This window comes from Crossiella sp. SN42 (assembly GCF_023897065.1).
Taxonomy (GTDB): domain Bacteria; phylum Actinomycetota; class Actinomycetes; order Mycobacteriales; family Pseudonocardiaceae; genus Crossiella.
Window position 1 is genome coordinate 237,419 of the sequence record NZ_JAMHIV010000001.1, and the last position, 24,611, is coordinate 262,029.

At 72.2% G+C, this 24,611-nt stretch carries 18 protein-coding genes and 1 riboswitch; of the genes, 10 read left to right on the forward strand and 8 right to left on the reverse strand.

From position 1 onward, the window contains the following. Window positions 1-2: 2 nt before the first annotated feature. The 3 genes from M8C13_RS00990 to M8C13_RS01000 all read right to left on the reverse strand — a co-directional run bounded on the left by M8C13_RS00990 (window position 3) and on the right by M8C13_RS01000 (window position 3,098). Window positions 3-1,754: a serine/threonine-protein kinase gene (locus M8C13_RS00990; protein WP_252478483.1), complete on the reverse strand. Its 1,752-nt coding sequence runs from the start codon at window positions 1,752-1,754 to the stop codon at window positions 3-5. 30 nt (window positions 1,755-1,784) lie between these two features. Beyond that, entirely contained in the window at window positions 1,785-2,006 is a 222-nt protein-coding gene (locus M8C13_RS00995) for a hypothetical protein (protein ID WP_252478484.1), read from the reverse strand. Window positions 2,007-2,099: 93 nt separating this feature from the next. Further along, window positions 2,100-3,098 carry a phosphotransferase gene (locus M8C13_RS01000; RefSeq protein WP_252478485.1) on the reverse strand — a complete coding sequence of 333 codons (999 nt, stop codon included), beginning with the start codon at window positions 3,096-3,098 and terminating at the stop codon, window positions 2,100-2,102. 118 nt (window positions 3,099-3,216) lie between these two features. Between M8C13_RS01000 and M8C13_RS01005 the strand changes: the two genes are divergently transcribed. Beyond that, complete coding sequence (locus M8C13_RS01005; protein WP_252478486.1) at window positions 3,217-4,578, forward strand: NAD-dependent succinate-semialdehyde dehydrogenase; 1,362 nt, start codon at window positions 3,217-3,219, stop codon at window positions 4,576-4,578. Between the two features lie 48 nt (window positions 4,579-4,626). Here the strand turns inward: M8C13_RS01005 and M8C13_RS01010 are convergent, their stop codons facing one another. The 3 genes from M8C13_RS01010 to M8C13_RS01020 are packed head-to-tail and all read right to left on the reverse strand — an operon-like array spanning window position 4,627 to window position 9,096. Next, on the reverse strand, window positions 4,627-6,471 hold the full coding sequence (locus M8C13_RS01010) for an alpha-L-fucosidase (RefSeq protein WP_252478487.1): 1,845 nt from the start codon (window positions 6,469-6,471) through the stop codon (window positions 4,627-4,629). Then, a complete protein-coding gene (locus M8C13_RS01015; RefSeq protein WP_252478488.1) occupies window positions 6,468-7,715 on the reverse strand; it encodes an MFS transporter in 1,248 nt (415 codons plus the stop codon). Before M8C13_RS01015 ends, M8C13_RS01010 begins: the two co-directional genes overlap by 4 nt. Then, entirely contained in the window at window positions 7,705-9,096 is a 1,392-nt protein-coding gene (locus tag M8C13_RS01020; protein ID WP_252478489.1) for a sulfatase-like hydrolase/transferase, read from the reverse strand. The genes M8C13_RS01015 and M8C13_RS01020 overlap by 11 nt, the downstream gene beginning before the upstream one ends. Window positions 9,097-9,240: 144 nt before the next feature. Here M8C13_RS01020 and M8C13_RS01025 point away from each other — a divergent pair, with 144 nt between their 5' ends. Together M8C13_RS01025 and M8C13_RS01030 are read left to right on the forward strand one after the other, a co-directional pair. Next, complete coding sequence (locus M8C13_RS01025; protein WP_252478490.1) at window positions 9,241-10,365, forward strand: putative glycoside hydrolase; 1,125 nt, start codon at window positions 9,241-9,243, stop codon at window positions 10,363-10,365. A 2-nt stretch (window positions 10,366-10,367) separates the two neighbouring features. Then, the gene (locus M8C13_RS01030) at window positions 10,368-11,135 is read left to right on the forward strand and encodes a formylglycine-generating enzyme family protein (protein WP_252478884.1); all 768 of its coding nucleotides are present in this window, start codon (window positions 10,368-10,370) and stop codon (window positions 11,133-11,135) included. On the opposite strand, the gene M8C13_RS01035 is transcribed toward M8C13_RS01030, so the two are convergent. Next, on the reverse strand, window positions 11,128-12,012 hold the full coding sequence (locus M8C13_RS01035; RefSeq protein ID WP_252478491.1) for a LysR family transcriptional regulator: 885 nt from the start codon (window positions 12,010-12,012) through the stop codon (window positions 11,128-11,130). The genes M8C13_RS01030 and M8C13_RS01035 overlap by 8 nt on opposite strands. A gap of 90 nt (window positions 12,013-12,102) precedes the next feature. Between M8C13_RS01035 and M8C13_RS01040 the strand changes: the two genes are divergently transcribed. The 6 genes from M8C13_RS01040 to metE all read left to right on the forward strand — a co-directional run bounded on the left by M8C13_RS01040 (window position 12,103) and on the right by metE (window position 20,918). After that, on the forward strand, window positions 12,103-13,809 hold the full coding sequence (locus tag M8C13_RS01040; protein WP_252478492.1) for a Xaa-Pro dipeptidyl-peptidase: 1,707 nt from the start codon (window positions 12,103-12,105) through the stop codon (window positions 13,807-13,809). A 24-nt stretch (window positions 13,810-13,833) separates the two neighbouring features. Next, window positions 13,834-15,105 (forward strand): helix-turn-helix domain-containing protein, encoded by a 1,272-nt coding sequence (locus tag M8C13_RS01045; protein ID WP_252478885.1) that lies wholly within the window; start codon window positions 13,834-13,836, stop codon window positions 15,103-15,105. An 11-nt stretch (window positions 15,106-15,116) separates the two neighbouring features. Continuing rightward, window positions 15,117-16,232, forward strand: coding sequence for a CdaR family transcriptional regulator (locus M8C13_RS01050; protein WP_252478493.1), 1,116 nt, complete (start codon window positions 15,117-15,119; stop codon window positions 16,230-16,232). 65 nt (window positions 16,233-16,297) lie between these two features. Then, entirely contained in the window at window positions 16,298-17,494 is a 1,197-nt protein-coding gene (locus M8C13_RS01055) for a hypothetical protein (RefSeq protein WP_252478494.1), read from the forward strand. Between the two features lie 15 nt (window positions 17,495-17,509). Further along, a complete protein-coding gene (gene cobF, locus M8C13_RS01060; RefSeq protein ID WP_374213010.1) occupies window positions 17,510-18,331 on the forward strand; it encodes a precorrin-6A synthase (deacetylating) in 822 nt (273 codons plus the stop codon). A 34-nt stretch (window positions 18,332-18,365) separates the two neighbouring features. Further along, a riboswitch (cobalamin riboswitch) is annotated at window positions 18,366-18,573 on the forward strand. Window positions 18,574-18,692: 119 nt separating this feature from the next. Next, window positions 18,693-20,918, forward strand: a complete 2,226-nt coding sequence (metE, locus tag M8C13_RS01065; RefSeq protein ID WP_252478496.1) for a 5-methyltetrahydropteroyltriglutamate--homocysteine S-methyltransferase — start codon at window positions 18,693-18,695, stop codon at window positions 20,916-20,918. Window positions 20,919-20,971: 53 nt separating this feature from the next. On the opposite strand, the gene M8C13_RS01070 is transcribed toward metE, so the two are convergent. Continuing rightward, entirely contained in the window at window positions 20,972-21,517 is a 546-nt protein-coding gene (locus tag M8C13_RS01070; RefSeq protein ID WP_252478497.1) for a hypothetical protein, read from the reverse strand. A gap of 41 nt (window positions 21,518-21,558) precedes the next feature. On the opposite strand from M8C13_RS01070, the gene M8C13_RS01075 reads away from it, so the two are divergent. Beyond that, window positions 21,559-24,504: a BTAD domain-containing putative transcriptional regulator gene (locus M8C13_RS01075; RefSeq protein ID WP_252478498.1), complete on the forward strand. Its 2,946-nt coding sequence runs from the start codon at window positions 21,559-21,561 to the stop codon at window positions 24,502-24,504. Window positions 24,505-24,611 lie beyond the last annotated feature (107 nt).

Below are 24,611 nucleotides of genomic sequence, written 5' to 3' on the forward strand. Positions count from 1 at the left end.
GCCTACTTGGGCTCACGGCCCGCGCGGCGCACCACCTCCTTGACGTAGTCCAGGGTGGGCCTGCCCGCATCCAGCAGGACCCGTTCGTTGTTGAAGTTCCAGGCGAACACGCGGTGCCGGGCGAGATCGGCGATCGACTGCGGGGACAGCAGTTCCCGCATGTCCCGGTCGACGATCTCGCTCGGCGTCCTGCTTTTGCCGTAGGAGGCCACCATGACCGGGCCGTAGGCGCTGAGCACGCGCACCGACTGCCGGATGTCGTCCACGTTGCCGTCGGGCTCGGTGGCCAGCACCGACTGGAAGTCCGAAGCCCGCAGCACCTCGGCGAAGTGGCCGAACATGGACCGGCCGCCACCGGTCCTCGGCTCGTCCCGCCCGCCCTGCCAGGCGTCCCAGCCCATCGCGACCTTCGCGTTGGGCGCTTCCTGCTTGAAGATCTCCTTGACCTCCAGGTACCGGTCCATCAGCGCCCGGTAGTACGCCGTGGTCTGCGGATCGACGGCGTAGGCGCCGTCCACGCAGGCGAACTTGTTGACCTCCTGGAACATCGTGACGTAGAGCGGCGGCCCGTTGGCCGCGCCGGCGAAGGCGCGGGCCAGCGCGCGCATGTGCCGGGGGAAGTCGGCGGAGAGCGGGTGCATCCGGCCGCAGGCGGGGCCGTACTTGGTCTGCACCGGCAGCTCGGGATCGTCGGTCTCCCAGACGGAGACCTTCAGGTGCAGCGCGTAGCCCTGGGCGTAGGCGTCGGCCACCAGGGTCTCCCGCCAGGTCGCCAGCCGGTTCAGGTCGCCGGGCTTGTGGTAGTTCGTGGTGAGCATCCGGACCGGGGTCTCCCGGACCAGCTCGGTGGCCAGCACCGAGTTGAGCTGGTCGCCGACGCCGAACAGCAACGAGCCCGAACCGTCGGCGGGCTGCACGGCGGTGCCCGGCGCCGGGGTCGCCTTCCCGGGCTCCGGTCCGGCCGAGGTGAGCGCGAAGGCCGTGCCCAGCACCGCGACCACGCCGAGCGCGGTGGCCGCCAGCGCGCGCCGGGAGATCCGCCGCGCGTCGTAGGTCCGCAGCTGCTGCGCGGCCTTGTCCGCGGCAGGCCTGCGGGCCGGGTCCTCCTCGGTCAGCGCGGCCAGCACGCCGGTCAGCCGGTTGTCCGCCTGCGGGTGGCCCTCGACCGCCGCGGACAGCGCCACGCCGAGGGCGTAGACGTCGGAGGCCGGGGTGGCGCGCAGGCCCGCGAGCACCTCGGGGGCCAGGTAGCCGGGGGTGCCTGCGCTGCGCGCGGTCCCGGTCAGCGTGACGTGGTGCCAGCTGGCGATGCCGAGGTCGGTCAGCTTCGCGGTGCCGTCCTCGGCCACCAGGATGTTGGCCGGTTTGATGTCCCGGTGCACCATGCCCTTGGCGTGCATGGCGGAGAGGGCGGTGGCGATCTGCGCGCCGATCCGGGCCACCCGGTCCGGCGCCAGCGGGCCCTCTTCCTGGCAGAGCTCGGCCAGGCTGCGCGAGGGCAGGTACTCCATCACCAGCCAGCGCCGCTCGTCCTCGGTGACCACGTCGAAGACCGAGATCACGTTGGGGTGGTGCACACCCGCGCCGATCCTGGCCTCCCGGCGCGTCTCCTCACTGTCGCCGGTGCTGGTCAGCTTGACCGCCACCACCCGGCGTAGTTCCAGGTCGGTGGCTCGCCACACTTGGCCCATGCCACCCGCTCCGACCGGTTCCTCGAGCTGGTACCGGCCGGCGATGATGTCCCCGATACGCACGGGGACAGCTTAGTCACGTTCGGCGACCTGTCATTCGGCCTGCGCGGTACGACGAGCGGCGCGGGACTTGGCGGTGTAGGGCAATGCGAACAGGTACAGGCCGCTGAACAGCAGCAGCGCCAACGGGAACAGCGGCAGGTAGCTCAGCCAGATGGCAGGTTCCTGCTGTGCCAGCCCGATCGTGGTGATGATGATGGTGACAGTGAAGGCGATGGCCAGCCAGCGGTGAAACTGCCGGATGCGCTTGCTCATGGGGGTCTCCAGAGTGCTCGCGTCTTGCGGACAACGAGCACGCTAGGCGCGGTCCGTGGCCTGCTGCTTCTCGATTCCTGACCGGTCTTGGCGTCAGCGGGTCAGCGATTCGGGGAGCGCTCCCGGCGCGGGCCAGGTGTTGTCCACCAAGCGCCGGAGCCGCGACTGCCGGTCCTGGTCCGGTGGGTTCACCAGGAGGTCGCGGACGGTGTAGGCCAGACCGTAGAGCCGCAGCCGGGTCGCGGGGTGCGGGCCGGTGAAGGCCGCCGGGTAGTCCGGCTCCAGCCAGCGCAGCACGGCCGGGTGGGTGTCGACGCCGGTCAGCGCGTCGGTGTCGGCGTGGTCGCAGAGCCGTTGCAGGTCCAGCAGGGGTGGGCCGAAGCGGGTCCACTCGAAGTCCAGCATGGTCAGCTCGCCCTGTTCGGACCAGAGCAGGTTGCCCAGCTGGAGGTCGCCGTGGATCAGGCCGTGAGCGGCCGGGTCGTCCACCGGCTGGTCGGCCGGGGCCAGCTGGACCAGCAGTTCGGCGGCGGCGCGCAGCAGGCCGGGGTCTTGTTCCGGCTGGCCAGCGGCATATCGAGCCAGCTCGACCGCCCGGTCGATCGGGAGTGGGGTGAGGTCCGCGCCGAGCAGGGCGGTGATCCGGTCCGGTGGCTGGTAGGGGCGAGCCAGCAGCAGGTCGGTGAGCTCCGGTGGCGGGGTCCACCGGTGCAGCGCTTGCAGCATGGCGGCCAGCTGGGACACCGCGGATCGGCGCTGACCGGCCGGGAGGTGGGGCCAGCACTCCGCCAGTGACCGGCCAGGGGCCAGGCGGGTCAGGGAGTAGGCCAGCTCACCGGTCACGCCGTGGCCGAGGACCTCTGGGTAGCGGACCTCGGCGGGCAGCTGGGCGGCCACGGCGATCTCGCGGCCGATCCGGGCGGTGTCGCCGCGCCAGGAGACCCGCAGCACCACCTCGCCGAGCCGTTCGTCCCGGACCGCCCAGGTGTCGTTGGAGTGGCTGAGGATGCGCCGGGGCGGCTTGGCCGGACGCAGCCCGGCAGTGACGCGCACCTGGTCGAACCGGGCTGAGGGCGGCGGGATGGTGGTCACCTGGTGATCCTGCCACCCGGCCGGTGTGGCAGAGACAACCGGTCGCAGTGGTATACAGCGGTCTGCATACGGTATACGTTAAATCTCTCATCGCGTGGCGAACGGAGGCTGGCGTCGCATGTACACGGTCACCAACCCGGCTACGGGCGAAGTGCTCGAGCAGGTCCCGAACGCGACCGACGAGGAGGTGCGCGCCGACATCGAGCGGGTTCACCGCGGCTTCGCGCACTGGCGGCTCCGGCCGGTGCAGGAGCGAGCCGCGATCGTGCTGCGGGCGGCGGAGCTGTTCGCCGAGCGGGCAGGCGAACTGGCCGAGATCATGACGCTGGAGATGGGCAAGCGGATCAGCGAGGGCCGCGGCGAGATCGGCGTGGTCGCCGACATCTTCACCTACTACGGCGAGCAGGGTCCCGCGCTCGTCGCCGATGAGCCGCTGAAGATCCGGGGCGGCCAGGCGGTGATCACCAAGGAGCCGCTGGGCGCGCTGCTGGGTGTCATGCCGTGGAACTTCCCCTGCTACCAGGTGGCCCGGTTCGTCGCGCCGAACCTGGTGCTGGGCAACACCATCCTGCTCAAGCACGCCTCCATCTGCCCGCGGTCGGCGCGGGCCATCGAGCAGGTCCTGCGGGACGCGGGCGTCCCGGACGACGTGTACGTCAACACCCTGGCATCCAGCAGGCAGGTGCCCTCGATCCTGGCCGACCCGCGGATCCAGGGCGTGTCCCTGACCGGCAGTGAGGCGGCGGGCATCTCGGTGGCCGCGGAGGCAGGCCGGAACCTGAAGAAGGCGGTGCTGGAGCTGGGCGGCTCCGACCCACTGATCGTGCTGGACACCGACGACCTGGACGCGACCGTGCAGGCCACCGCCACGGCCCGGATGCGCAACTGCGGCCAGTCCTGCAACGCGCCCAAGCGCATGATCGTCATGGCCGATATCTACGAGGACTTCGTGGACCGGATGACCAAGCGGGTGGCCGAGTTCTACCTGCCGGGCGATCCGGCGGACCCGGCCACCAAGCTGCCGCCGCTGGCCTCGGTGGCCGCGGCGGACGAGGTGGCCGAGCAGGTCGAGCGGGCGGTCCGGCAGGGCGCCACGCTGCGCACCGGCGGCCGCCGGGTGGACGGGCCGGGCGCCTACCTGGAGGCGACCGTGCTGACCGATGTCACGCCGGAGATGGACGCCTACCGGGAGGAGATCTTCGGCCCGGTGGTGCTGGTGTTCAAGGCCGGGACCGAGGAGGAGGCGATCGCGATCGCCAACGACTCGCCGTTCGGCCTGGGCGCGAGCGTGTGGGGCACCGATCCGGAGCGGTTGCGCCGGGTGGCCGCGCGGATCGAGGCCGGCATGGTCTACCTCAACAGCGCCGGTGGGTCGCAGGCGGACCTGCCCTTCGGTGGCATCAAGCGGTCCGGGATGGGCCGCGAGCTGGGGCCGGCCGGGATCGAGGAGTTCATGAACAAGAAGTCGATCCGGCTGTAGTGCGGCCCGTCGCCGGGCGGGCGGTGCTCGCCCGGCGACGGTGCCCGCTCATCCTCTCGGCTTGAGCCAGGCCGCCGGGATGACCTGCTGGCCGAGGTACGGACTGGCCCACAACAGTTTCATCGCCGCGATGCCGCTGTTCTGCTTGTGCTCCAAGGTGATCTGGTGCGCGGTACCGGCGGTCAGGTGGATCCGGCCGAGGCGGACGTAGGAGTTGGGCACGGTCTGCTTGTAGCTCTTCTCGTACCTGGTCTGCGCGCCGATCAGCTCGGTGCCGTTGACGGTCAGGCGGACCGCGTCCGGGGAGACCGCGATGAACTCGTAGGTCGCGGTGGTGGGCACGGTGATGGTGCCGCTCCAGCGGGCGGAGTGGGTCCCTGCCGGGATCTCCGGCGCGGGTGAGCCGAGCAGCCGCCAGTCGTAGTTGACCGACGGGTCGGTCCGGGTGACCGCGGGTGCGCCGTGCAGGTCGGGGTTGGTCCAGAACTCGGCGGTCAGGCCGGTGCCGTCGCCGGGCTGGCTGGTCGCGGGCTGTTCGATGGTGAGCTCGACGACCGTGGCGATGGGGTTGGTCTGCTTGCCGGTTGGCGTGATCCGCAGGCGGTCGCCGGTGTCGGTCACGGTGACCGGCTGGGCGCTGCCGAGGACCCTGGCGCTGGTGACCGAGAACGGGGCGGCCTTGGTCAGTTCGAGCGCGCTGCCCGCGGCGGGCCAGTCCCGGACGGCGGCGTAGAGCAGGTTCTCCGCGCGGGTGACCGTGCCCCAGGCCGGTCTGGCGACCAGGCCGGTGCCGCCCGCGCCGTAGATGGCCCTGCTGTGGCCCTTGCCCTGGATCCACTGGCCCACCTCGGTGAGCCGGGCGGCCGCGGCGGCCGGGATGCGGCCGTTGGCGTCGGGGCCGACGTTGAGCAGGTAGTTGCCGCCCTGGCTGGTCGCGGTGAGCAGGTGCCGGGTCAGCTCGCTGGCGGGCTTGAAGTCGGTGTCGTTCTTCGAGTAGCCCCAGGTTCCGTTGATGGACATGCAGGTCTCGGCGGGGACGCCGGTGACCGGCTGGTCCGGCAGGGTGTTCTCCGGGGTGGTGAAGTCACCGTCCAAATAGGACTGGGTGCCGCGGGCCCGGTTGTTGATGAGCAGCTTGGGGTCGAGCTCACGCAGGTAGGGTTCGATGACCAGGCCGTCCTGTTCGGTCCAGCCGGAGTTGCTGCGGCCCGAGCCGTCCAGCCAGAGCATCTTGGGCCGGTAGCCGGTGACGAGTTCCTTGAGCTGGGCCTTCATTCGCTCCAGGTACTTCGGCCGGGTGGCCGGATCGGCGTAGTCGGGGTCGTGCAGGTCCCAGGCGCCGTAGTACAGGGCGAGGTCCAGGCCGTGTTTTTCGGTGGCCTGCTTGAGTTCGGCGATCAGGTCGCGGGTGCGGTCGAAGGCGGACATCTCGCGCAGGTTGAAGGTGTTCACCTTGGTGGGCCACATCGCGTAGCCGTCGTGGTGCTTGGCGGTGAAGACCACGTAGCGCTGTCCGGCCGCCTTGGCCAGCCGCACGATCGCGTCCGCGTCGAACCCGGCCGGGTTGAACTTGCGGGCGTGTTCCTCGTAGACCTCGGTGGACAGGCCGCACTTGTTCCAGATGTGCTCGGCGTGGTCGGGTTCGCAGGTGCTGCCGTCGGGGAAGGTGTGCACGCCCTCGAACTGGGTGTAGGCGCCCAGGTGCAGGAACAGGCCGAAGCGGTCGGTCCGCCACCACCGGGCGCGCAGCGAGGTGAACGGGTCGTCGACCACGAAGTTGGTGCCTGGCCCCGGTTGCGCGGCCGGGCGGGCCTGTGCGGGGGCGCTGAGCACGGTGAGGACGGCGGCGAGGGCGAGCGCGGCGGCCGACCACCGGTGCGGGCTCCTGCTCATGGTTGTCTCCTGGTCAGTTCGGCCTCGATGGACTCAAGGCTGCGGTTGCGGGTTTCCGGGATCTTGAGCAGCAGGCCGAGGATCAGGCCCGCGGTCATCACGGCGGCCAGCAGCAGGGTCATGTCCCGCCAGCCGAGCGCGGCCAGCAGCGGCGGGAAGGCCAGCACCGCGAGGAAGCCGCCCGCCTTGCCGCTGGCCGAGGACAGGCTCTGCGCGGTGCCGCGCACCAGGGTCGGGAACGGCTCCACCGACAGCGCGAACAGCGCCATCGCCAGCACTTGCAGCGGCAGCGCGGACACCATGATCATGACGAACATGGTGGTGGCCTGGCCGTCGCTGATCGCGGCCAGCGCGAAAGTCAGCACGGTGGGGATCGCCCAGCACCACAGGATGATCGGGCGCCGGCCGATCCGGTCCAGGTAGCGCACCCCGGCCAGCGCGGCCAGCGTGTTGACCACGTTCACCGCGGTGCTCAGCCACAATGAGACGGTCACCCCGGACAGGCCGATCTCGTTGAGAAACGTTGGCGTGTAGAGGTTGTAGCCCGCGCCGCGCACGGTGACCAGGAACCAGAACAGGCAGGAGAACACCAGCGCGGCCCGGATGCCCGGCGACAGTAAGGTGCGCAGCGGCCGGGTGGCGGCGGCGGGTCGCTGGGCGGCGACCCAGGAGGTGCTCTCCGGGATGCGCCGCCGCATGATCAGCACCACCACGGCGAGCACGATCGCGCTGCCCAGCATCCACCGCCAGGAGTCCGCGCCGAACAAGGCGTACAGGCCGATCCCGGCCAGTCCGGAGGCCGCGGCCCCGGCGAACCAGAACACCTGCATCAGCCCGGTCAGCGCGCCCCGCCGGTGCGCGGGCGCGGACTCGGCGATCAGCGTGGTGCTGACCGGCAGGTCCGCGCCGATGCCGAGGCCGACGATCGCGCGACCGGCGATGAGCATCAACGGGGTGACCGCCAGCGCGGAGACCAGCGAGCCGATCACGAACAGCACCAGCACGAAGGTGAACGCGCCCGCCCGGCCGATCCGGTCGGTGAGCCTGCCGAAGACCAGCGAGCCGGCCACCATGCCGGCGAAGGCGATCGCGCCGACCCAGCCGATCTGCGCGGCGGAGAGCTGGAGCTCGACCTTGATGAACAGCAGCGCACCCGAGATGATCATCAGGTCGTAGCCGTCCAGGAACGCGCCGAGCAGGGCCACCAGGATGGTGTAGTTGCGGCGCGGCGGGTCAGCAGTCACGAATGGACCTCCGGTCTTGTTCCACGTCCTCGAACCAGGCGCCGAGTTCCGCTTCCATCCGGACGACGAGCGCGGGGTGCCGGGCGGCCAGGTCGTGTTCCTCGCCGGGGTCGGCGAGCAGGTCGAACAGCTGCGGGCGCGGGGGTTCGCCGCAGTCGGGCGGTTCGGGCAGGGCAGCCTCCAGCGCATGGGGATATCGCTCCGGATGTCGTTTGAGGTCGGCGTCGAGGTCGAGCTCGCTGGCGGGCAGGCCCATCGCGGCAGCCAGCGCGGGCCGCACGAGCTTCCAGCGCCCGTCCCGCATGGCCGCGTTGCAGTGCCCCAGTGGCCGCAACCGGTTCCACTGCCAGAACCGGGCGGGCTGGTCGGCCACAGCCTGCCCGCGCAACGAATCGGCGAGGTCGATCCCGTCCAGCCGCACGCCCTCGGGCAGCTGTGCCCCGGCCAGCGCGACCAGGGTCGGGAACCAGTCGGTGAAGTGCGCGAACACATCCGACCGCACCCCGCCGGGCAGGCCGTCCGGCCAGCTGAGCAGCAGGGGCACCCGGATACCGCCCTCGTGCACCGACTCCTTGGCCCCGGCCAGGCCGCAGTTGTGCCGCCGGGTGGACTCCTCGCCGACGCCGTCGAGCTGCGGGCCGTTGTCGCTGGAGAACAGGAAGATCGTGTTGTCCGCGAGGCCGAGCGTGCTCAGCTCCTCGCGCAGGGTGGCGATGCCGTGGTCGAGCTGGTGGATCATCGCGTAGATGGTGGCCACCGCTCGGCTGCGGCCCGGCTGGGTGAACTGCTCGACGAGGGGTTGCGGGGCCTGGAACGGGAAGTGCGGGGCGTTGTAGGCCACGTGCAGGAAGAACGGTTCGCCGCGGTGGCGGCGCAGGAAGCTGATTGCTTCGGCGGTGATCACGTCGGTGAGGTGCCTGCCGTCAGCGGTGAACGGGACGCCGTTGCGTTCCAGCCGCCACTGCCAGTAGTCCTGCCAGCCGCCGCGGAAGCCGGTGAACTCGGCGAAACCGCGCCGGTTCGGGTGGTAGCGCTCGTCCAGCGCGCCGTTGTGCCACTTGCCGACCAGGCCGGTGCGGTAGCCCGCCGCGGCCAGCGAGTCGGCCAGGGTGCGCTCGCGCAGGGCCAGCCGGTCCAGGCCGCGCAGTTCCAGGGTGTCGATCGCGCCGGTGCGGTGCGGGTACCGACCGGTCAGCAGAGCGGCCCTGGCGGGCGCGCACACCGGGGCGGCCGAGTAGTGCTGGGTGAGCGCGATGCCCTCGGCGCACAGCTGGTCCAGCGCGGTGGTGCGGGAGGCGTGGCCGTTGCAGTGGCCGAGGTCGCCGTAACCGAGGTCGTCGGCCAGGACCAGGACGATGTTGGGGCGCTGCGCTGCGGGCATGGCGGAAGGCTAGGAACAACACCGGGCGGTGGCTACCGGCCCCGTGCTCTGGTTCGATAGGTGTCGCCTATGGACGGTCGGTGATAGGCGGCGGCGATCCAACGATAGGAGCCGGTCCGGCCGGGAAAAGTTACCCTCGCCTGCATGTTGAGTCGCCGCACTCTGCTCAAGGCCGGCGCGTTCGCCCTGGCCTACCCCGGCCCGGCCCTGGCCTCGGCGCACTGGCGGACCGTGCCGGTGTACGGCCACCTCGGCAAGCGCACCGACTTCACCGCCGAGGACATCAGCTTCCTGGTCCGGCGGTACTCGGTGATCACCATCGAGAAGACCCAGGGCGCCAGCGTGCGCCAGGCCGCGGAACAGGCCAGCGCTCGTGCGCTGAACCAGCTCAAACAGCGGGAGCCGGCCCCGAAGGTCTACTACTACTGGAACAGCGCGGTGGCCTACCCGGAACACTATGCGGCACTGGCGGATCTGCCCCCGGCCTGGACCCTGAAGCAGACCGACGGACAGCCCTGGCAGCCGATCGCGAACAATGCGGACGCACTGGCCTACGACTTGTCCAGAAAGGACGTTCGGGACTGGTGGGTCGAGCAAGCGGTGACCCAGGTCAAGCGGGGCTATGACGGGATCTTCGTCGACGGCGTCAAGCGGTTCGCCATGGGCACGACCCGGCTGGCGAAGATCGTCGGCGCGGAGAAGCAGCAGGCGGTCACCGCTGGCATCGGCAAGCTGGTCCCGGCCCTGCGCGCGGCCCTGCCCGCCGGAAAAGTGCTGCTGTGCAACGGGGTCGAGCACCAGCCGAACGCCTGGCCGGACAGCGGGAAGAGCTTCCTCACGCACGCCGACGCCACCATGCTGGAGCACTTCGGCATCACCGGCCCCAAGCCCAACACGGCCGCGGAGATGGCCGCTCAGCTCGACCTTCTGTCCACAGTGGACTCCCAGTACGGGAAGTTCATCGCCTTCTGCGGCTGGCCGGACTCCGGCCGGTCGGCACCGCTGCCGTTGCAGGCGGGGATCACCTTCCCGCTGGCCTGTTTCCTGGTCGCCGCCGGTGCGCACAGCTACTTCCGCTACGGCAGCGGGTGGCGGGCCGAGGACGGTCCACTGGAGCCGTTCCCGGAGCTGGAGCGACCGCTCGGCCCGCCACAGGGACCCGCCGTGCGCGACGGCTACACCTACACCCGGACCTTCGAGCACGCGCACGTCACGGTGGATCTGGCCGCGGTGACCGGCCGGATCGCCTGGACGCAGCCGCCGAGATGACCATGGTCGAGCTGCCCGGCGGCCTGTTCTGGATGGGCGCTGAGGACGAAAACAGCAACCCGGTCCGCCAGGTCCGCCTGTCCCCCTTCGCCATCGACGCGCATCCGGTCACCAACGACCAGTACGCCGAGTTCGCCGCCGCCACCGGCCATGTCACCGAGGCCGAACACTTCGGCTGGTCCTACGTCTTCGCCGGGTTCCTGCCGCACGCCGAGACTCCGCGGGTCGCGGACGCCCCGTGGTGGCTCGCGGTCGAGCGGGCGTCCTGGCGCGCACCCGAGGGACCGGGCAGCGGACTGGCCGGGCGCGGCGACCACCCGGTGGTGCACGTGTCCTGGCGGGACGCCGGGGCCTACGCCCGCTGGGCCGGCAAACGCCTGCCCACCGAGGCCGAATGGGAGTACGCGGCCCGCGGCGGACTCGACCGCCGCCGCTACCCGTGGGGCGATGAGCTGACCCCGGACGGCGTGCACCGCTGCAACATCTGGCAGGGCCGGTTCCCGGAGCACAACACCGCCGAGGACGGCTACCGCGGCACCTCCCCCGTGTTCGCCTTTCCGCCCAACGGTTTTGGGCTCTACGACACGGTCGGCAACGTGTGGGAGTGGTGCGCGGACCAGTGGGCGGACGGCCGGGTCCTGCGCGGCGGCTCGCACCTGTGCCACCGCAGCTACTGCAACCGCTACCGGGTGGCCGCGCGCACCCGCAACACCCCGGACAGCAGCTCCGGCCACCTCGGTTTCCGCTGCGCCCGCGACCGGGTCAGCTGAACCGGGGCAGGCAGGCCAGGAAGGCGTCCACCACCGGGGTGTCGTGGTGCCAGTGCCGGTAGGCCAGGTGCAGCTGCGCGGTGATGTCGCTGGGGCGCAACGGAACCACCGTGGTGCCCTCCCGGCGCAGGGTGGCGTTGGACAGCGCCTGCACGCACACGCCCACCCCGGCGGCGACCAGTGCGAGCTGGGCCACCAGGCTGTCGCCGAGGCCCTCGATGGCCGGGGTGAACCCGTGCTGGTGGCAGGCGTCGGTGACCAGGTCGTGGAAGGACGGGCCGAGGTGGCGGGGCCAGCTGACGAAGGTCTCCTCGGCCAGCTCGGCCAGCCGCAGCTCGGCACGTCCGGCGAAGCGGTGGTCCGACGGCAGGTAGACCAGGAACGGCTCGGTGAGCAGCTGCCGGGTGACGATCGCGCGGTCCCCGGCGACCTGGCGCAGCACCGCGATGTCCAGGGTGCCGTCCAGCAAACCGCGTTCCTGCGAGGCGCTGTCGCTGAACTGGCGCAGCTCCACGGTCACCTTGTCGTTGGCCTGCCGCAGCCGCCGGATGACGCCGGGCAGCGGGCCGTTGAGCCCGGCGCCCAGTGATCCGATGACCAGACGACCCAGTCGCCCCGCCTTCAGGTCGTGCACCGCGTCCACCGCGCGCTCAGCCTCGGCCAGCGTGCGGTGCGCGCCGCGCAGCAGCAGCTCGCCCGCCTCGGTGAGGGTGACGTGCCTGCTGGTCCGGTGCACCAGCGTGGTGGCCAGCTCGGTCTCCAGCTGTTGCAACTGCTGGCTCAGCGAGGGCTGGGCGATGCCGAGCCGGGCCGCCGCCCGGCCGAAGTGCAGCTCCTCGGCCAGCACCACGAAGGACCGCAACTGACGAAATTCCATAGGGAGCACCTATCGGTTCACGGGTGCCGAATAGTAGACGCGACAGCTGTCCAAAGCCCAGACCCCATTTCGCGTGCTTGCCTGGTCCGCATGCGAACCAGATCGTCCCTGCTCGTGCTCGCGCTGGGCGCCACGCTGCTCGGCACGGCCCCGGCGAGCGCGAACCAGCCCGCCGTCCTCGAACAGCGGGTCTACGTTGAGTCCACAGTGGACAGTGATCGGAACGGGAGGCCGGACCGGATCGCGATCGACATCGCCCGGCCATCCGGCTCCGCGAAGGTGCCGGTGATCTTCGAGCACAGCCCGTACCGCTCCGGCCTCGGCAAGGTGCCGTTCCACCCGGTCAACGTGGACCGGCTACCCCAAGAGGGCCTGTTCCCGGCTACCCGGTCGGACGCGGATCCGTTGGTGCGCAAGGCCGTGCCGGACCTGCCCGGCTGGTTCGACGACTACTTCGTGCCGCGCGGCTACGCCGTGGCGCTGGGCCACAGCATCGGCACCGGCGCCTCCGAGGGCTGCCCGACCAGCGGCGACCAGCAGGAGGCGTTGAGCACCCGCGCGGTGGTCGACTGGCTCAATGGCAAAGCCCGCGGCTTCGACGCCGGTGGCCGGGCGGTCAGCGCGAGCTGGAGCACCGGCGCGGTCGGCATGACCGGGGTGTCCTACAACGGCACGCTGCCGAACATGGTGGCCACCACCGGCGTGCCCGGCCTGCGCACCATCGTGCCGATCGCCGCGCAGGCCAACTGGTACGAGTACTACCGGGCTAACGGCCTCGTCGTCGCGCCGGGCGGCTGGCAGGGCGAGGACGCCGACGCGCTGGCCAAGGCGGTGCTCACCCGCTCGGGCTGTGCCGACGAGATCGCCGAGCTGACCCGGCGGCAGGACCGGATCTCCGGTGACTTCAACGCCTTCTGGGCCGAACGCGACTACACCCGGCTGGCCGGCCACGTCAAGGCCAGCGTGTTCGTCATGCACGGCCAGTCGGACTGGAACGTGCGTGGCAGGCAGTACGCCCAGTGGTGGGAGGCGTTGCGCGCGCACGGGGTGCCGCGCAAGATCTGGCTGCACCGCGGCGGCCACGGCCCGCCGTCCCGGACCGACTACCAGGCCACCCTGCTGCGCTGGTTCGAGCACTGGCTCAAGGGCAAGGACACCGGCATCATGCGCGAGCCGATGGCCGAGGTGCAGGAGGCCGCCGGTGGCTGGCGCAAACTCGCCGACTGGCCCGATCCGGCCGCCCGCCCGGTCACCTACCACCTGGGCGCGGACTCCCCCACCGCACCGGGACAACTCACCACCACACCCGGCGGCGGCCCCGCACAGTCCTTTGTGGACCAAGGCCGCACGGTCACCGCGAACACGCTCATCGCCAACCCGGACAGCGCCAACGGCAACCGCCTGGTCTACCGGTCGGCGGCACTGAGCGCACCCACGCGGATGTCCGGCATCGCCAAGGTCGGCCTGCGGGTCGCGGTGGAGAACCGGGATGACGCCAACCTCACCGCGCTGGTCGTGGACTACGGCCCGCCCGGCAGCACACCGGTGATCGTCACCCGCGGCTGGATCGACCCGCAGAACCGGAGCTCGCAGTCAGCGAGCGAGCGGGTGGTCCGGGGCCAGGAGTACCTGCTGCGGTTCGACCTGGAGCCCAAGGACCACGTGTTCGCCGCGGGCAGGCGGATCGGGCTGGTGGTCATCGCCACCGACCACGACTTCACCCTGCGCCCACTCGGCGGCACCCGGCTACGCCTGGCTCCGGCTGAGAGCACACTGACCCTGCCGCTGGTGACCTGAGTCCGGCACCATGGCCGGGTGCTGATGTTCGGGGCGCGGTTGCGGCACTGGCGCGAGCGGGCCGGGTTCACCCAGGCCCAGCTCGCCACCCGGCTCGGCTACCACCACTCCTACCTCTCCAAGCTCGAGCTCGGCAGTCGGCGGCCGACTGCCGAGTTCGCCTGCCGGGCCGATGAGCTGCTCGGCACCGGCGGCGAGCTGACCATGCTCAGCAGGCCCCCGGACGGCCAGGAACCGGCGATCCCACCGCCATTGCCGGGCCTGGCAACGGATCCCGCCGACGGCACGCTGCGCAGCTGGCGGGCCCGGTTCCCGGTGTACGGCATCGGCTGCCCACTGCACGGCTACCGCGGCTGCGTCGCGGACGCGCCGCCGGAGGGACCGGGCGCGGCGGTGGTGCACGGGTTCGCCGCGCTGCTGGCCGGCTACAGCCAGATCAACCTGGAGTGCGTGACCACCGGCATCACCGTCGCGGTGGAGGGCTGCCTGCACGCCATGGCCGAGGCGATGCGTGCGGCGGCGGAGCCGGTGGGCACCGCGCTGGCCGGGCTGGCCGCGCACTTCGCCGACCTGGCCGGGTGGTTGCGGGTGGAGCGCGGTCAGCACGGGCTGGGCATGGCCTGGTTCCAGCGCGGCGTGGACTGGGGGCAGGCGGCGGGCAACGTGCCCGCGCTGTGCGGGCTGTACACCCGGATGAGCTCGGTGGCCCGGCTGGAGGGCGACGGCAGCTCGGCCATCGCCTTCGCCAGGGCCGCGCGGGACACCGATCCCCGGCGCGGCTGGGTCCGGCTGCACGCCCAGCTGCACGCGGCCAGGGGCTACGCGCTGCTCGGCGACCGCGCCGAGTTCGACCGGCTGGCCGCGCGGGCGCTGGCCCTGGCCGAACGGCTGGACGAGCGGGACCAGCTGGAAGCGCCCTGGCTGTGTGGGGCCGAGGGCCAGACCTTCGTCAGCTCCTTCCTGGCCGGTGGGCTGCGCGACCTGGCCGCGCGCACCGGCGAGCGAACCTGTGCCGACCGGGCGGTCGAGTTCGCCCGGCACTCCCTGGCCAGCGTGCCGCCACGGATGTACCCCTCGCTGGTGCTGCTGACCCTGCGGCTGGCCGACAGCCGGGCCTGCGCCGGTCAGCCGGAGGCCGCACTGGCCACCGCCGCGCCGGTGCTGCCTGCCGCCCGGCGCGCCGGGATGACCGTGATCAGCCGGGAGCTGGCCGGGCTGCGCGAGCGGCTCGGTCCCGCTTCGACAGCTCTAGACAGTTGGCCGCCGAACCGGGATCCCTTGCCCTACCAGCGCTAACGTGCTCGGCCATGCGTGATCGTGCATGCGTCCAGCGCGCGGTGGACAGCCTCACCGTGGCGCTGGGCCGACCAGCCGTGATCGAGAACCCCGACCTGGAACTGCTCGCCGCCAGCCCGCACGACAAGGCCGGTGACGAGGTGCGCCGCGCCTCGCTCAGCCGGGGCTGGGCCGCGCCGGAGGTGGCCGCCTGGCTGCGCCGCCGGGGCGTGTTCGACTCCGGCCGCGCGGTGCGGCTGCCAGCCTGTCCCGAGCTGAACATGCTGCCCAGGGTCTGCGTGCCGGTGCGCGCCGGGGACGCGCTGCTCGGCTTCCTCTGGCTGCTCGACGCCACCGAGTCGATGTCCGAGGCCGAGGTCACGCTGGCCGAACTGGTCGCCGACCGCCTCGCCGCGCTCCTGCCCGCCGCGCCGGCGGACCCGGTGCGGGACCTGCTCGCCACCGACCGGTCGGTCCGGGCCGAGGCCGCCCGCCTGCTGGTGGCGCAGGGCCGCTTCCCGGCCACCGGTGTGCTGGCCGTGGCCGGTCCGCGGCGGCCAGGTCCGATCCGCGGCTGGCCCGGCCTGCGCCTGCGGCTGGAGGACCACGAGGTGTTGTTGCTGCCGGAGTCCGCGGCCCGCTGTGCCGAGCTGTTCGCCGACAGCCTCGGTGCGCCGGTCGGCGTGGGCGCGCCCCGGCCGGGCTTGGCGGAGGCCGCGGACACCGTCCGGGAGGCCCTGGACGCGGCCGGGGTCGCGGCCCGCCTGCCCGAGCTGGGCCGGGTGCTGCGCTGGCCGGAGCTGGGCATCTACCGGCTGCTGAGCCAGCTGTCGGCGACCGCGCTGAGCCGGGCTTCGGTGCACCCGGGGCTGGAGCGGCTGTTCACCGAGGAGGCGGGCCCGCACCTGCTGCACACCCTGGAGACCTACCTCGACCTCGGCGGCAACGTGCCGGTCGCGGCGGCCCGGCTGCACCTGCACCGGGCCACGCTGTACTACCGGCTGCGCCGGATCGAGGAACTGACCGGGGCCGACCTGCGCGACGGCGGCGACCGGCTGTGCCTGCACACCGCGCTCAAGCTCGGGCGGCTGGCCGGGCGCTATCCCGCGACAGGTGTCGCAGCCGCGGCCAGGGTCCGCGACAGCTGACCGAAGACGCCGCGCGGCCCGCTGGAGAAGCTGGCAGCGGCCCTGCATTCCTCATGGAGGTCACCATGCGGTTCCACCCCCGCCGCCTGCCACTCGCGCTGGCGGCCCTGCTCACCCTGCCCCTGTCCCTGTCCGTCAGCACCCCGGCGGCCGCCGCGCCCGACCCGGCCCGCTCCTGCCAGGTCTCCCCCGGCGGCTTCCTCTCCGAGGGCCCCACCGACTGGCGCAACTTCCCGCGACCGGCGGGCAAGGTGAAGATGGCGATGCTGTTCGTCGACTTCGCCAACGCGCCGGCCGACACCTCGGTGGAGTCGGAGCTGAACCTGTTCTCCCCGGTCAGCGAGAACTGGTACGCGGCCAGCTCCTACGGCAAGTTCGACCTGGACATCCTGCCGTACAAGCGCTGGCTGCGACTGCCCGCCACCCTCAACGACCAGGCTCTCCAGCACCCGCTGATGCGCGGAGAGGACCACCGGCCGGACGTGGTCACCGACGACCCGGCGCTGGCCAGCATCTTCCGCAACGCGGTCGCGCTGGCCGACCCGCACTTCGACTTCGCCGAGACCGACGCGCTGCTGCTGGTGCCCTCCCGCCGCTCCGGCTACACCCGCGGCTACGCCACCTTCGAGCGCATCCAGGCCGACGGCAACACCATCCTGGCCGAGACCAACCTGGCCACCTCCCGCTACCGGGACGGGCACATCCTGCTCAACCACGAGGGCGGGCACCTGCTCAGCCTGCCCGACACCTACGGCGGGCCCGGCGGGTTCGGCTGGACCGGCGGCTGGGACGTGATGGGGCACATGTGGGGCCCGGCCCCCGACCACTTCGCCTGGCACAAGTGGAAGCTGGGCTGGCTGGCCGACACCCAGATCGCCTGCCTGGCCACCCGCGGCGGCGCCATCGAGCAGACGGTCACCCCGGTGGAGACCGAGCCCGGCACCAAGGCGGTGGTGGTGCGCTACGGCGCGAGCACCGCCTACATCGCCGAGGTGCGGCAACGGATCGGGCTGGACACCAGGGCCTGCGACACCGGCGTGCTGATCTACCGGATCGACTCCCGCACTCCCAGCGGCAGCGGCCCGGTCCGGGTGATGGACGCCCAGCCGAACACCAGCTGCGGCGGCCTCGGCCTGAACAACGCGCCCTTCGACCTCGGACCCGGTGAGGTGGCCACCTTCACCGACGCCGCGAACCGGGTGCGCATCCAGGTGGTGGCCAAGTCCGGCGCCGACTACACCGTCCGGGCCAGCCTGGGCTGAGGCCCCCGACACCCGATGCCGCACAATCGTCCCCGCAGCGGACGACGGAACGGGGTTCAGGTGGCACGGGTGGTCGAGGTGGTCGGCATCGGGGCGGGCGATCCCGGGCAGGTCACGGTGGAGGCGGTGGCCGCGCTGCGGCGGGCCGACGTGGTGTTCTTCCTGGACAAGCCCGGTCAGGCCCGCGAGCTGTCCGACCTGCGCCAGCTGATCCTGGACACCCACCTGCCCGAGGGCGGGTACCGGGTGGCCAGGGCCGAGGACCCGCCACGGCGCCGGGAGGCCGATGCCTACACCGGCGCCGTGGCGGACTGGCGCTCCCGCCGCGCCGAGGTGTGCCAGCAGCTGATCACCGAGCACCTGGGTCCCGACGAGACCGGCGCGTTCCTGGTGTGGGGCGATCCCGCCCTGTACGACAGCATCATCGCGGTGGTCGAGGAAGTCCTGGCCCGCGGCGAGGTGGACTTCGAGGTGCGGGTGCGGCCGGGCATCAGCAGCCTGTCCGCGCTGGCCGCCCGGCACCGGGTCACCTTCAACCAGATCGCCGGCTCGGTGCAGATCACCACCGGCCGCAGGCTGGCCACGGGCTGGCCGGCGCAGGTGGACGACGTGCTGGTGATGCTGGACTCCGGCAACACCTTCCTGCGCTACCGGGACGAGCCGGGGGTGACCATCCACTGGGGCGCCTACGTGGGCACCGCGGACGAGATCCTGGTCTCCGGGCCGCTGGCCGAGGTCGCCGAGCACATCGTGGCCACCAGGGAACGGGCCCGCGCGGCCAAGGGCTGGATCATGGACAGCTACCTCTTGCGCCGTCAAACCACGGATCCGGTGTGATTCCCGCATCATGAAACAGTTGCGCGCCTTGCGATACGCTCGCCTCGCTGGTGGTTCGCCCGGCCGGTGACGGCTGATCGAGGCAAGAGGGAACCCGGTGGGAATCCGGGACTGCCCCGCAGCGGTGAACGGGAACGAAAGCCGTCATCAAGCACTGCGCGCTGAGCGTGGGAAGCGACGGCCGGTAGGAGCGAGCTCTGCGCCCGTGAGTCCGAAGACCTGCCACCGGCCCGCGCGCCCGCCGGGTGCGCGGAGTCCGGAAGCCTCTCGGGCGGGCTTGTGCGGACGCGGCTTCGTGCCGTCTCCCGCCGGTGTGCCCGTAGGTCCTCCGGACCTCAGCACGCTCGCGAGGAGAGAGCTTGTGACCAGCGGTATCGGCGCCACTGTCCTGGGTTATCCGCGGATCGGTCCGCGCCGGGAGCTCAAACGCGCGGTGGAGCGGTACTGGGCGGGCCGCATCGACCGGGACACCCTGCTCGGCACCGCCGCACGGCTGCGCGCGGCCACCTGGCTGGAGCTGCGCGAGGCGGGCCTGGACTCGGTCCCCTCCAACACCTTCTCCTTCTACGACCAGGTGCTCGACACCGCCGTCCTGGTCGGCGCGGTGCCCGCCCGCTACCAGCAGGACCACGACCTGGACACCTACTTCGCCGCCGCGCGGGGCACCGACGAGGTGCCGCCGCTGGAGATGACGAAGTGGTTCGACACCAACTACCACTACCTGGTCCCGGAGATCGACCAGGACACCCAGTTCTGGCTGGCAGGCGGCAAACCGATCGCGGAGTACCGCGAGGCCAAGGCCCTGGAGGTGGAGACCCGGCCGGTGCTGCTCGGCCCGGTGACCTTCCTGCTGCTGGCCAAGGGCGCGGACCCACTGGCCCGGCTGGACGACCTGCTCGCGGTCTACACCGAACTGCTCGGCCTGCTCGCCGCCGAGGGCGTCACCTGGGTGCAGTTCGACGAGCCCGCCTTCGCCGCCGACCGCACCGAGGCCGAACTGGCCGCGCTCGGTCGCGCCTACCACCGGCTCACCGCGGTCCCCGACCGGCCGAAACTGCTGGTCACCGGCTACTACGGCGCGCTCGGACCGGCCCTGCCGGTGCTGGCAGGCACCGCGGTGGAGGCCATCGCGGTGGACCTGGTCGCCGGTGACGCCGAGGGCATCGCCGGCATCCCGGCGCTGCGGGAGAAGACCCTGGTCGCCGGGGTGATCGACGGCCGCAACGTGTGGCGGGCGGACCTGCGGCAGGCGGTGGCCACCTCGGCCTCGCTGCTGGGCGCGGCCCGCGAGGTCGCGGTCTCCACCTCCAGCACGCTGCTGCACGTGCCCTACGACCTGGACGCCGAAACCGCGCTGGCGCCGGAGGTCCGCTCCCGGCTGGCCTTCGCCCGGCAGAAGGTGCGCGAGGTGGTCCTGGTCGGCAAGGCGCTGCGCGAGGGCGTGCACGGCGACCGGGCCGACCAGCCCGCCGCCGAACCCCGTCGCGACGAGGCGGTGCGCGCCAGGATCGCCGCGCTGACCCCGGCCGACCGCACCCGCGCGCCCTACACCGAACGCGCCGCCGCCCAGGACGCGTTGCTGGGCCTGCCGCCGCTGGCCACCACCACGATCGGCTCGTTCCCGCAGACCGGTGAGATCCGCGCCGCGCGGGCCGGGCTGCGCTCCGGTGAGCTGACCGAGGCGCAGTACGCCGAGCGGATGCGCGCCGAGATCGCCAGGGTGATCAAGCTCCAGGAGGAGATCGGCCTGGACGTGATGGTGCACGGCGAGCCGGAGCGCAACGACATGGTGCAGTACTTCGCCGAACACCTGGACGGCTGCGCGGTCACCGACCAGGGCTGGGTGCAGTCCTACGGCTCGCGGTGCGTGCGCCCGCCGATCATCCACGGCGACGTCACCCGCCCCGCGCCGATCACGGTGGACTGGGCCGCCTACGCCCAGTCGCTGACCGGCAAACCGGTCAAGGGCATGCTCACCGGCCCGGTCACCATCCTGGCCTGGTCCTTCGTCCGCGACGACCAGCCACTGGCACACACCGCCGACCAGGTCGCCCTGGCCCTGCGCGCGGAGATCGCCGACCTGGAAGCCGCCGGCATCCGCATCATCCAGGTCGACGAACCCGCCCTCCGCGAACTCCTCCCCCTGCACGCGGCCGACCAGCCGGAGTACCTGGACTGGTCCGTCGGCGCCTTCCAGCTCGCGGTCGCGGGAGCCGCACCGGCAACCCAGATCCACACCCACCTCTGCTACTCCGAGTTCAGCGAGGTCATCGACGCCATCGACGGCCTGGGCGCCGACGTCACCACCATCGAAGCGGCCCGCTCGAAGATGGAGGTGCTGGCCGACCTGCGCGCCGCTGGCTTCAGCCGCGGGGTCGGGCCGGGGGTGTACGACATCCACTCGCCCCGGGTGCCGAGCGAGGAGGAGGTCGCCGATCTGGTTGCCGCGGCGGCGGATGCGGTGCCGGCGAAACGGTTGTGGGTCAATCCGGACTGCGGGTTGAAGACGCGGGGGTACGCGGAGGTGGATCCGGCGCTGCGACGGATGGTGGCGGCGGCGCGGCGGGTCCGGGAGACGTTGAGCTGATTGCGCGCGGTGGCCCGTCCGAGGTGCTCGGGCGGGCCACGCAGGCGCTGCGGTCAGTTGGGCGGGTACCAGGCGCAGGCGAACTCGTCCACCACCCACGCACAGGCCTGGAGTTGCCTGGGGAGGCCGTAGTAGCTGTTCGTCTTGATGTCCTGTCCGGCACCGGTCGCGTACACCCTGGAGCCGGCGACGGGCCCGTGGACGTTGTACGGGTTGTAGTACACCTCCACCCATTCGCCCAGTTCCTTGAAGGCATTGGTCAGCTGAGCGTGGAACCAGTCGATGTTGGGACGCGGGGAGGGGCAGGCCCAGAGCCGGATCCAGGATGACTTGTAGTACCGCTCTTGGGCGATGGTGCAACCGGCCGCCGGCGCCGCTGCCGCGGTCACCCCGGACGGTTTCTCGGTCACAGCCTGGGCACCGGCCGCGGTGCTGAACAGCAGGGCGACCGCGCTGACGGTCGCACAGAGGAGTTTTTGCCAGTTCTTCATGGATCCTCCCCAATCCGGTGGCCGATCCGGGTCGACCGGCCCACCGCGGACCATGGTGCGAACCCGGCTGTGAAGGACCTTGGAAGAAGTCTGGAACCTGGTGGTCACGGACGTGAGCAGCTGGCAGGCTGCGGGGTGGGGAGGGAGCCGTGCGGTTCGGGGTCCTGGGGGAGATCGAGGCGTGGACCGACCAGGCCGTGGTACTCGGTCACGCCCGCCAGCGGAGTGTGCTGGCGGTGCTGCTGGTCGAGGCGAACCGGGTGGTCTCCGCCGATCAGTTGATCGATCGGGTGTGGGATGAGCACGCGCCACAGCGGGTGCGCGGTGTGCTCTCGACCTACATCTCCCGGCTCAGGTCGGCGCTGCGGTCCGCGGACGGGGTCGGCCTGACCCGAAGCGGCAGCGGGTACCTGCTGACCACCGAGGCGGACTCGGTCGACCTGCACCGGTTCCGGTCCCTGCTGTGCCAGGCCAGGCAGGCCGGGGACGACGAGCGCGCGGTCGGCCTGTTCGACCAGGCGATCGGGATGTGGCGCGGCCAGCCGCTCACCGGACTGGACACGCGGTGGGCCGACGAGGTGCGGGCGGGCCTGCTCGCCGAGCGGCTGGCCGCCGAGCTGGATCGCGGCGACGCCATGCTCCGCTGCGGCAGGCACGCACAGCTGCTCGCCGGACTCACCGAACTCGCCGCGGCACATCCCCTCGACGAGCGGCTGGCCGAACAGCTGATGCTGGCCCTGTACCGCTGCGGGCGGGCGGGTGACGCGCTGGCGCACTACCGGAGCCTGCACCGGCGGCTGGCCGAGGAGCTGGGCGTCGATCCCCGCGCCCGCCTCCAGCAGCTGCACCAGCGAATCCTGGCGGCGGACCCGGATCTCGAGCCTCAGCACCAAGGCCCGGTCGCCCCGTCCCGGCCACGGCAGCTGCCCGCGCCGCCCCGCCGGTTCATCGCCAGGGAGGCCGAGCTGGCCCGGCTGGACCAAGCCGTGCACGACCGCGGCGACTGGGTGGTCATCACCGGCGCGGGTGGCGTGGGCAAGACCTGGCTCGCGCTGGAGTGGGCCAACCGGAACCTGGGCCGGTTCCCCGACGGCCAGCTGTACGCCAACCTGCGGGGCTTCCACCCCACCGGTGTCCCGGCCGACGCCGCGACCGTGCTGGCCGGCCTCCTGCACACACTCGGTGTCGAACCCGCCGGAGTGCCCGTCGACCTGGACGCGCGGGCCGCCCTCTACCGCAGCCTGGTCGCGGGGCGGCGGCTGCTCGTCCTGCTGGACGACGCCAGGGACACCGAGCAGGTCCTGCCGCTGCTCCCCGGTGAACGCGCCTGCACCGTGCTGGTCACCAGCCGCCACCGCCTCAGCGGCCTGGTCACCCAGCACGAAGCCCACCCGGTCACCGTGGACGTGCTGGCCGACGACGCGGCCAGGGAGCTGCTGCTGGCCCAGCTCGGCGCGGACCGGCTGGCCGCCGAACCCGAGGCGGTCACCGAGCTGCTGCGGTGCTGCGAAGGACTGCCACTCGCGCTGAGCATCGTCACCGCGCGCGCCCGCGCCCGGCCCGAGCTCGCGCTGGCCACCCTGGCCAAGGAGCTGCACGACGCGCACGGCCGGTTGGACGCCCTGGACACCGAGGAGCTGACCGCGAGCCTGCGCGCGGTGTTCACCGCCTCCGTGCAAGCCCTGACCGCGGCGGCCGCCGAGCTGTTCGGCCTGCTGAGCCTGGTGCCCGGACCGGACATCGATCCGTTGGCCGCCAGCGCGTTGACCGCCGGCAGCCCCGGCCTGGCACACCGCGCGCTGCGCGCCCTGGAGGCCGCGCACCTGGTGCACCGGGACAGCGGCGACCGGTACCGCATGCACGACCTGCTGCGCTGCTACGCCGCGGAACACTTGGCGCGCAACACATCCGAGCACACCCGCGAGCAGGCGGCGCAACGCCTGCTCGACTACTACCGGCACGGCTGCGCGCTGGCGCTGGGCGAGCCCGCCCACGTCACGACCCGCCGCGAGCCGCCACCTGCGGGCGCCCACCGGCCGGCCCACCTGCCCTCGCTGGACACCCGTGCGCAGGCGCTGGCCTGGCTGAAAGCCGAGCACGCCAACCTCTTCGCCGCGGTGGCGGTGGCCGCGGACCGCGGCTGGCACGACCGCACCTGGGCGCTGGGCCACCTCTTGCAGGGCTACCTCTTCCTCCGCGGCCACGCCGACGAGGTCCGGACCGCCCAACGCCTCGCCCTGGATGCCGCGCACCACGTGCCACACACCTGGGAGCAGGCCGGCGCCGTGCTCAGCCTCGGCCGCGCGCACTGGCACGAGGCCGACTACCCCGAGGCGGTCCGCTGCTTCGAACGAGCCCGCGAGCTCGCCCAGCGAACGGCCGAGCAGCCGATGGTGGCGGCGGCCACCGTCTACCTGAGCGCTGCCAACGCCCACTGGGGACGCTGGCGCACGGCAGCGCGCCAGGCAGGCCAGGCGGTCCTGCTCGCCGTCCAGGCGGCCGACCGGGGGCTGGAACTGCTCGCCCGCACCAGCCTGGCCAACGTCACCAGCTGGCTCGGCGAGCACGACCCCGCCCGGTCGCAGGCCGAGCGCGCGCTGGCGCTGGCCACCGGCGCCGCCGAGGAGTACTTCGCCCGGCTTGCCCTGGCCGCCGTCTGGGAACGCCTTGGGCAGCACCAACGGACCCACGAACAGCTCCACCGGCTCCTCGGCCTGGAACGGGAACTGCACTGGGGCTGGGGCGTCCACGCCGTGCACGCGGGCCTGGCCAACGCCCTGGTCCAGCTGGGCAGGCCGGACGAGGCCAGGCACCACCTCGGCCAGGCGATCCCGACGGGCACCGCCGACCCCTGGCACGACTGCCTCGCCCAGCTGCGCGCGGGCGCGGCCCACCACGGGCTGGCCCAGCACGACCTGGCCCTGGAGCAGTACGAGCACGCGATGACCTTCGCCGTCCGCATCGACAACCCCGGCCTGCGCGGCGAGATCCACCAGCGTCTCGCCGAACACCACGAGGCCCGCGGCGAGCACCGGCTCGCCACCGAGCACCAGCAGCGCGCACGTTCCCTGGCAACTCGCGCGCGATCGAGTTGACCGCGGCGGGTTCTGCGCGCCGTGGTAGCTTTGGCTGACTGATCGCGATCGCGGTGTTCACTCCCGCCCGCGTCAACCCGCTCCCAGCGCGTCAACCGCGGTGAGCA

Coding starts and splice junctions, on each gene's coding strand:
- M8C13_RS00995 (WP_252478484.1), bottom strand. CDS start 2,006: ATGAGCAAGCGCATCCGGCAGTTTCACCGCTGGCTGGCCATCGCCTTC.
- M8C13_RS01005 (WP_252478486.1), top strand. CDS start 3,217: ATGTACACGGTCACCAACCCGGCTACGGGCGAAGTGCTCGAGCAGGTC.
- M8C13_RS01010 (WP_252478487.1), bottom strand. CDS start 6,471: ATGAGCAGGAGCCCGCACCGGTGGTCGGCCGCCGCGCTCGCCCTCGCC.
- M8C13_RS01020 (WP_252478489.1), bottom strand. CDS start 9,096: ATGCCCGCAGCGCAGCGCCCCAACATCGTCCTGGTCCTGGCCGACGAC.
- M8C13_RS01025 (WP_252478490.1), top strand. CDS start 9,241: ATGTTGAGTCGCCGCACTCTGCTCAAGGCCGGCGCGTTCGCCCTGGCC.
- M8C13_RS01030 (WP_252478884.1), top strand. CDS start 10,368: ATGGTCGAGCTGCCCGGCGGCCTGTTCTGGATGGGCGCTGAGGACGAA.
- M8C13_RS01035 (WP_252478491.1), bottom strand. CDS start 12,012: ATGGAATTTCGTCAGTTGCGGTCCTTCGTGGTGCTGGCCGAGGAGCTG.
- M8C13_RS01040 (WP_252478492.1), top strand. CDS start 12,103: ATGCGAACCAGATCGTCCCTGCTCGTGCTCGCGCTGGGCGCCACGCTG.
- M8C13_RS01045 (WP_252478885.1), top strand. CDS start 13,834: ATGTTCGGGGCGCGGTTGCGGCACTGGCGCGAGCGGGCCGGGTTCACC.
- M8C13_RS01050 (WP_252478493.1), top strand. CDS start 15,117: ATGCGTGATCGTGCATGCGTCCAGCGCGCGGTGGACAGCCTCACCGTG.
- M8C13_RS01055 (WP_252478494.1), top strand. CDS start 16,298: ATGCGGTTCCACCCCCGCCGCCTGCCACTCGCGCTGGCGGCCCTGCTC.
- cobF (WP_374213010.1), top strand. CDS start 17,510: ATGCCGCACAATCGTCCCCGCAGCGGACGACGGAACGGGGTTCAGGTG.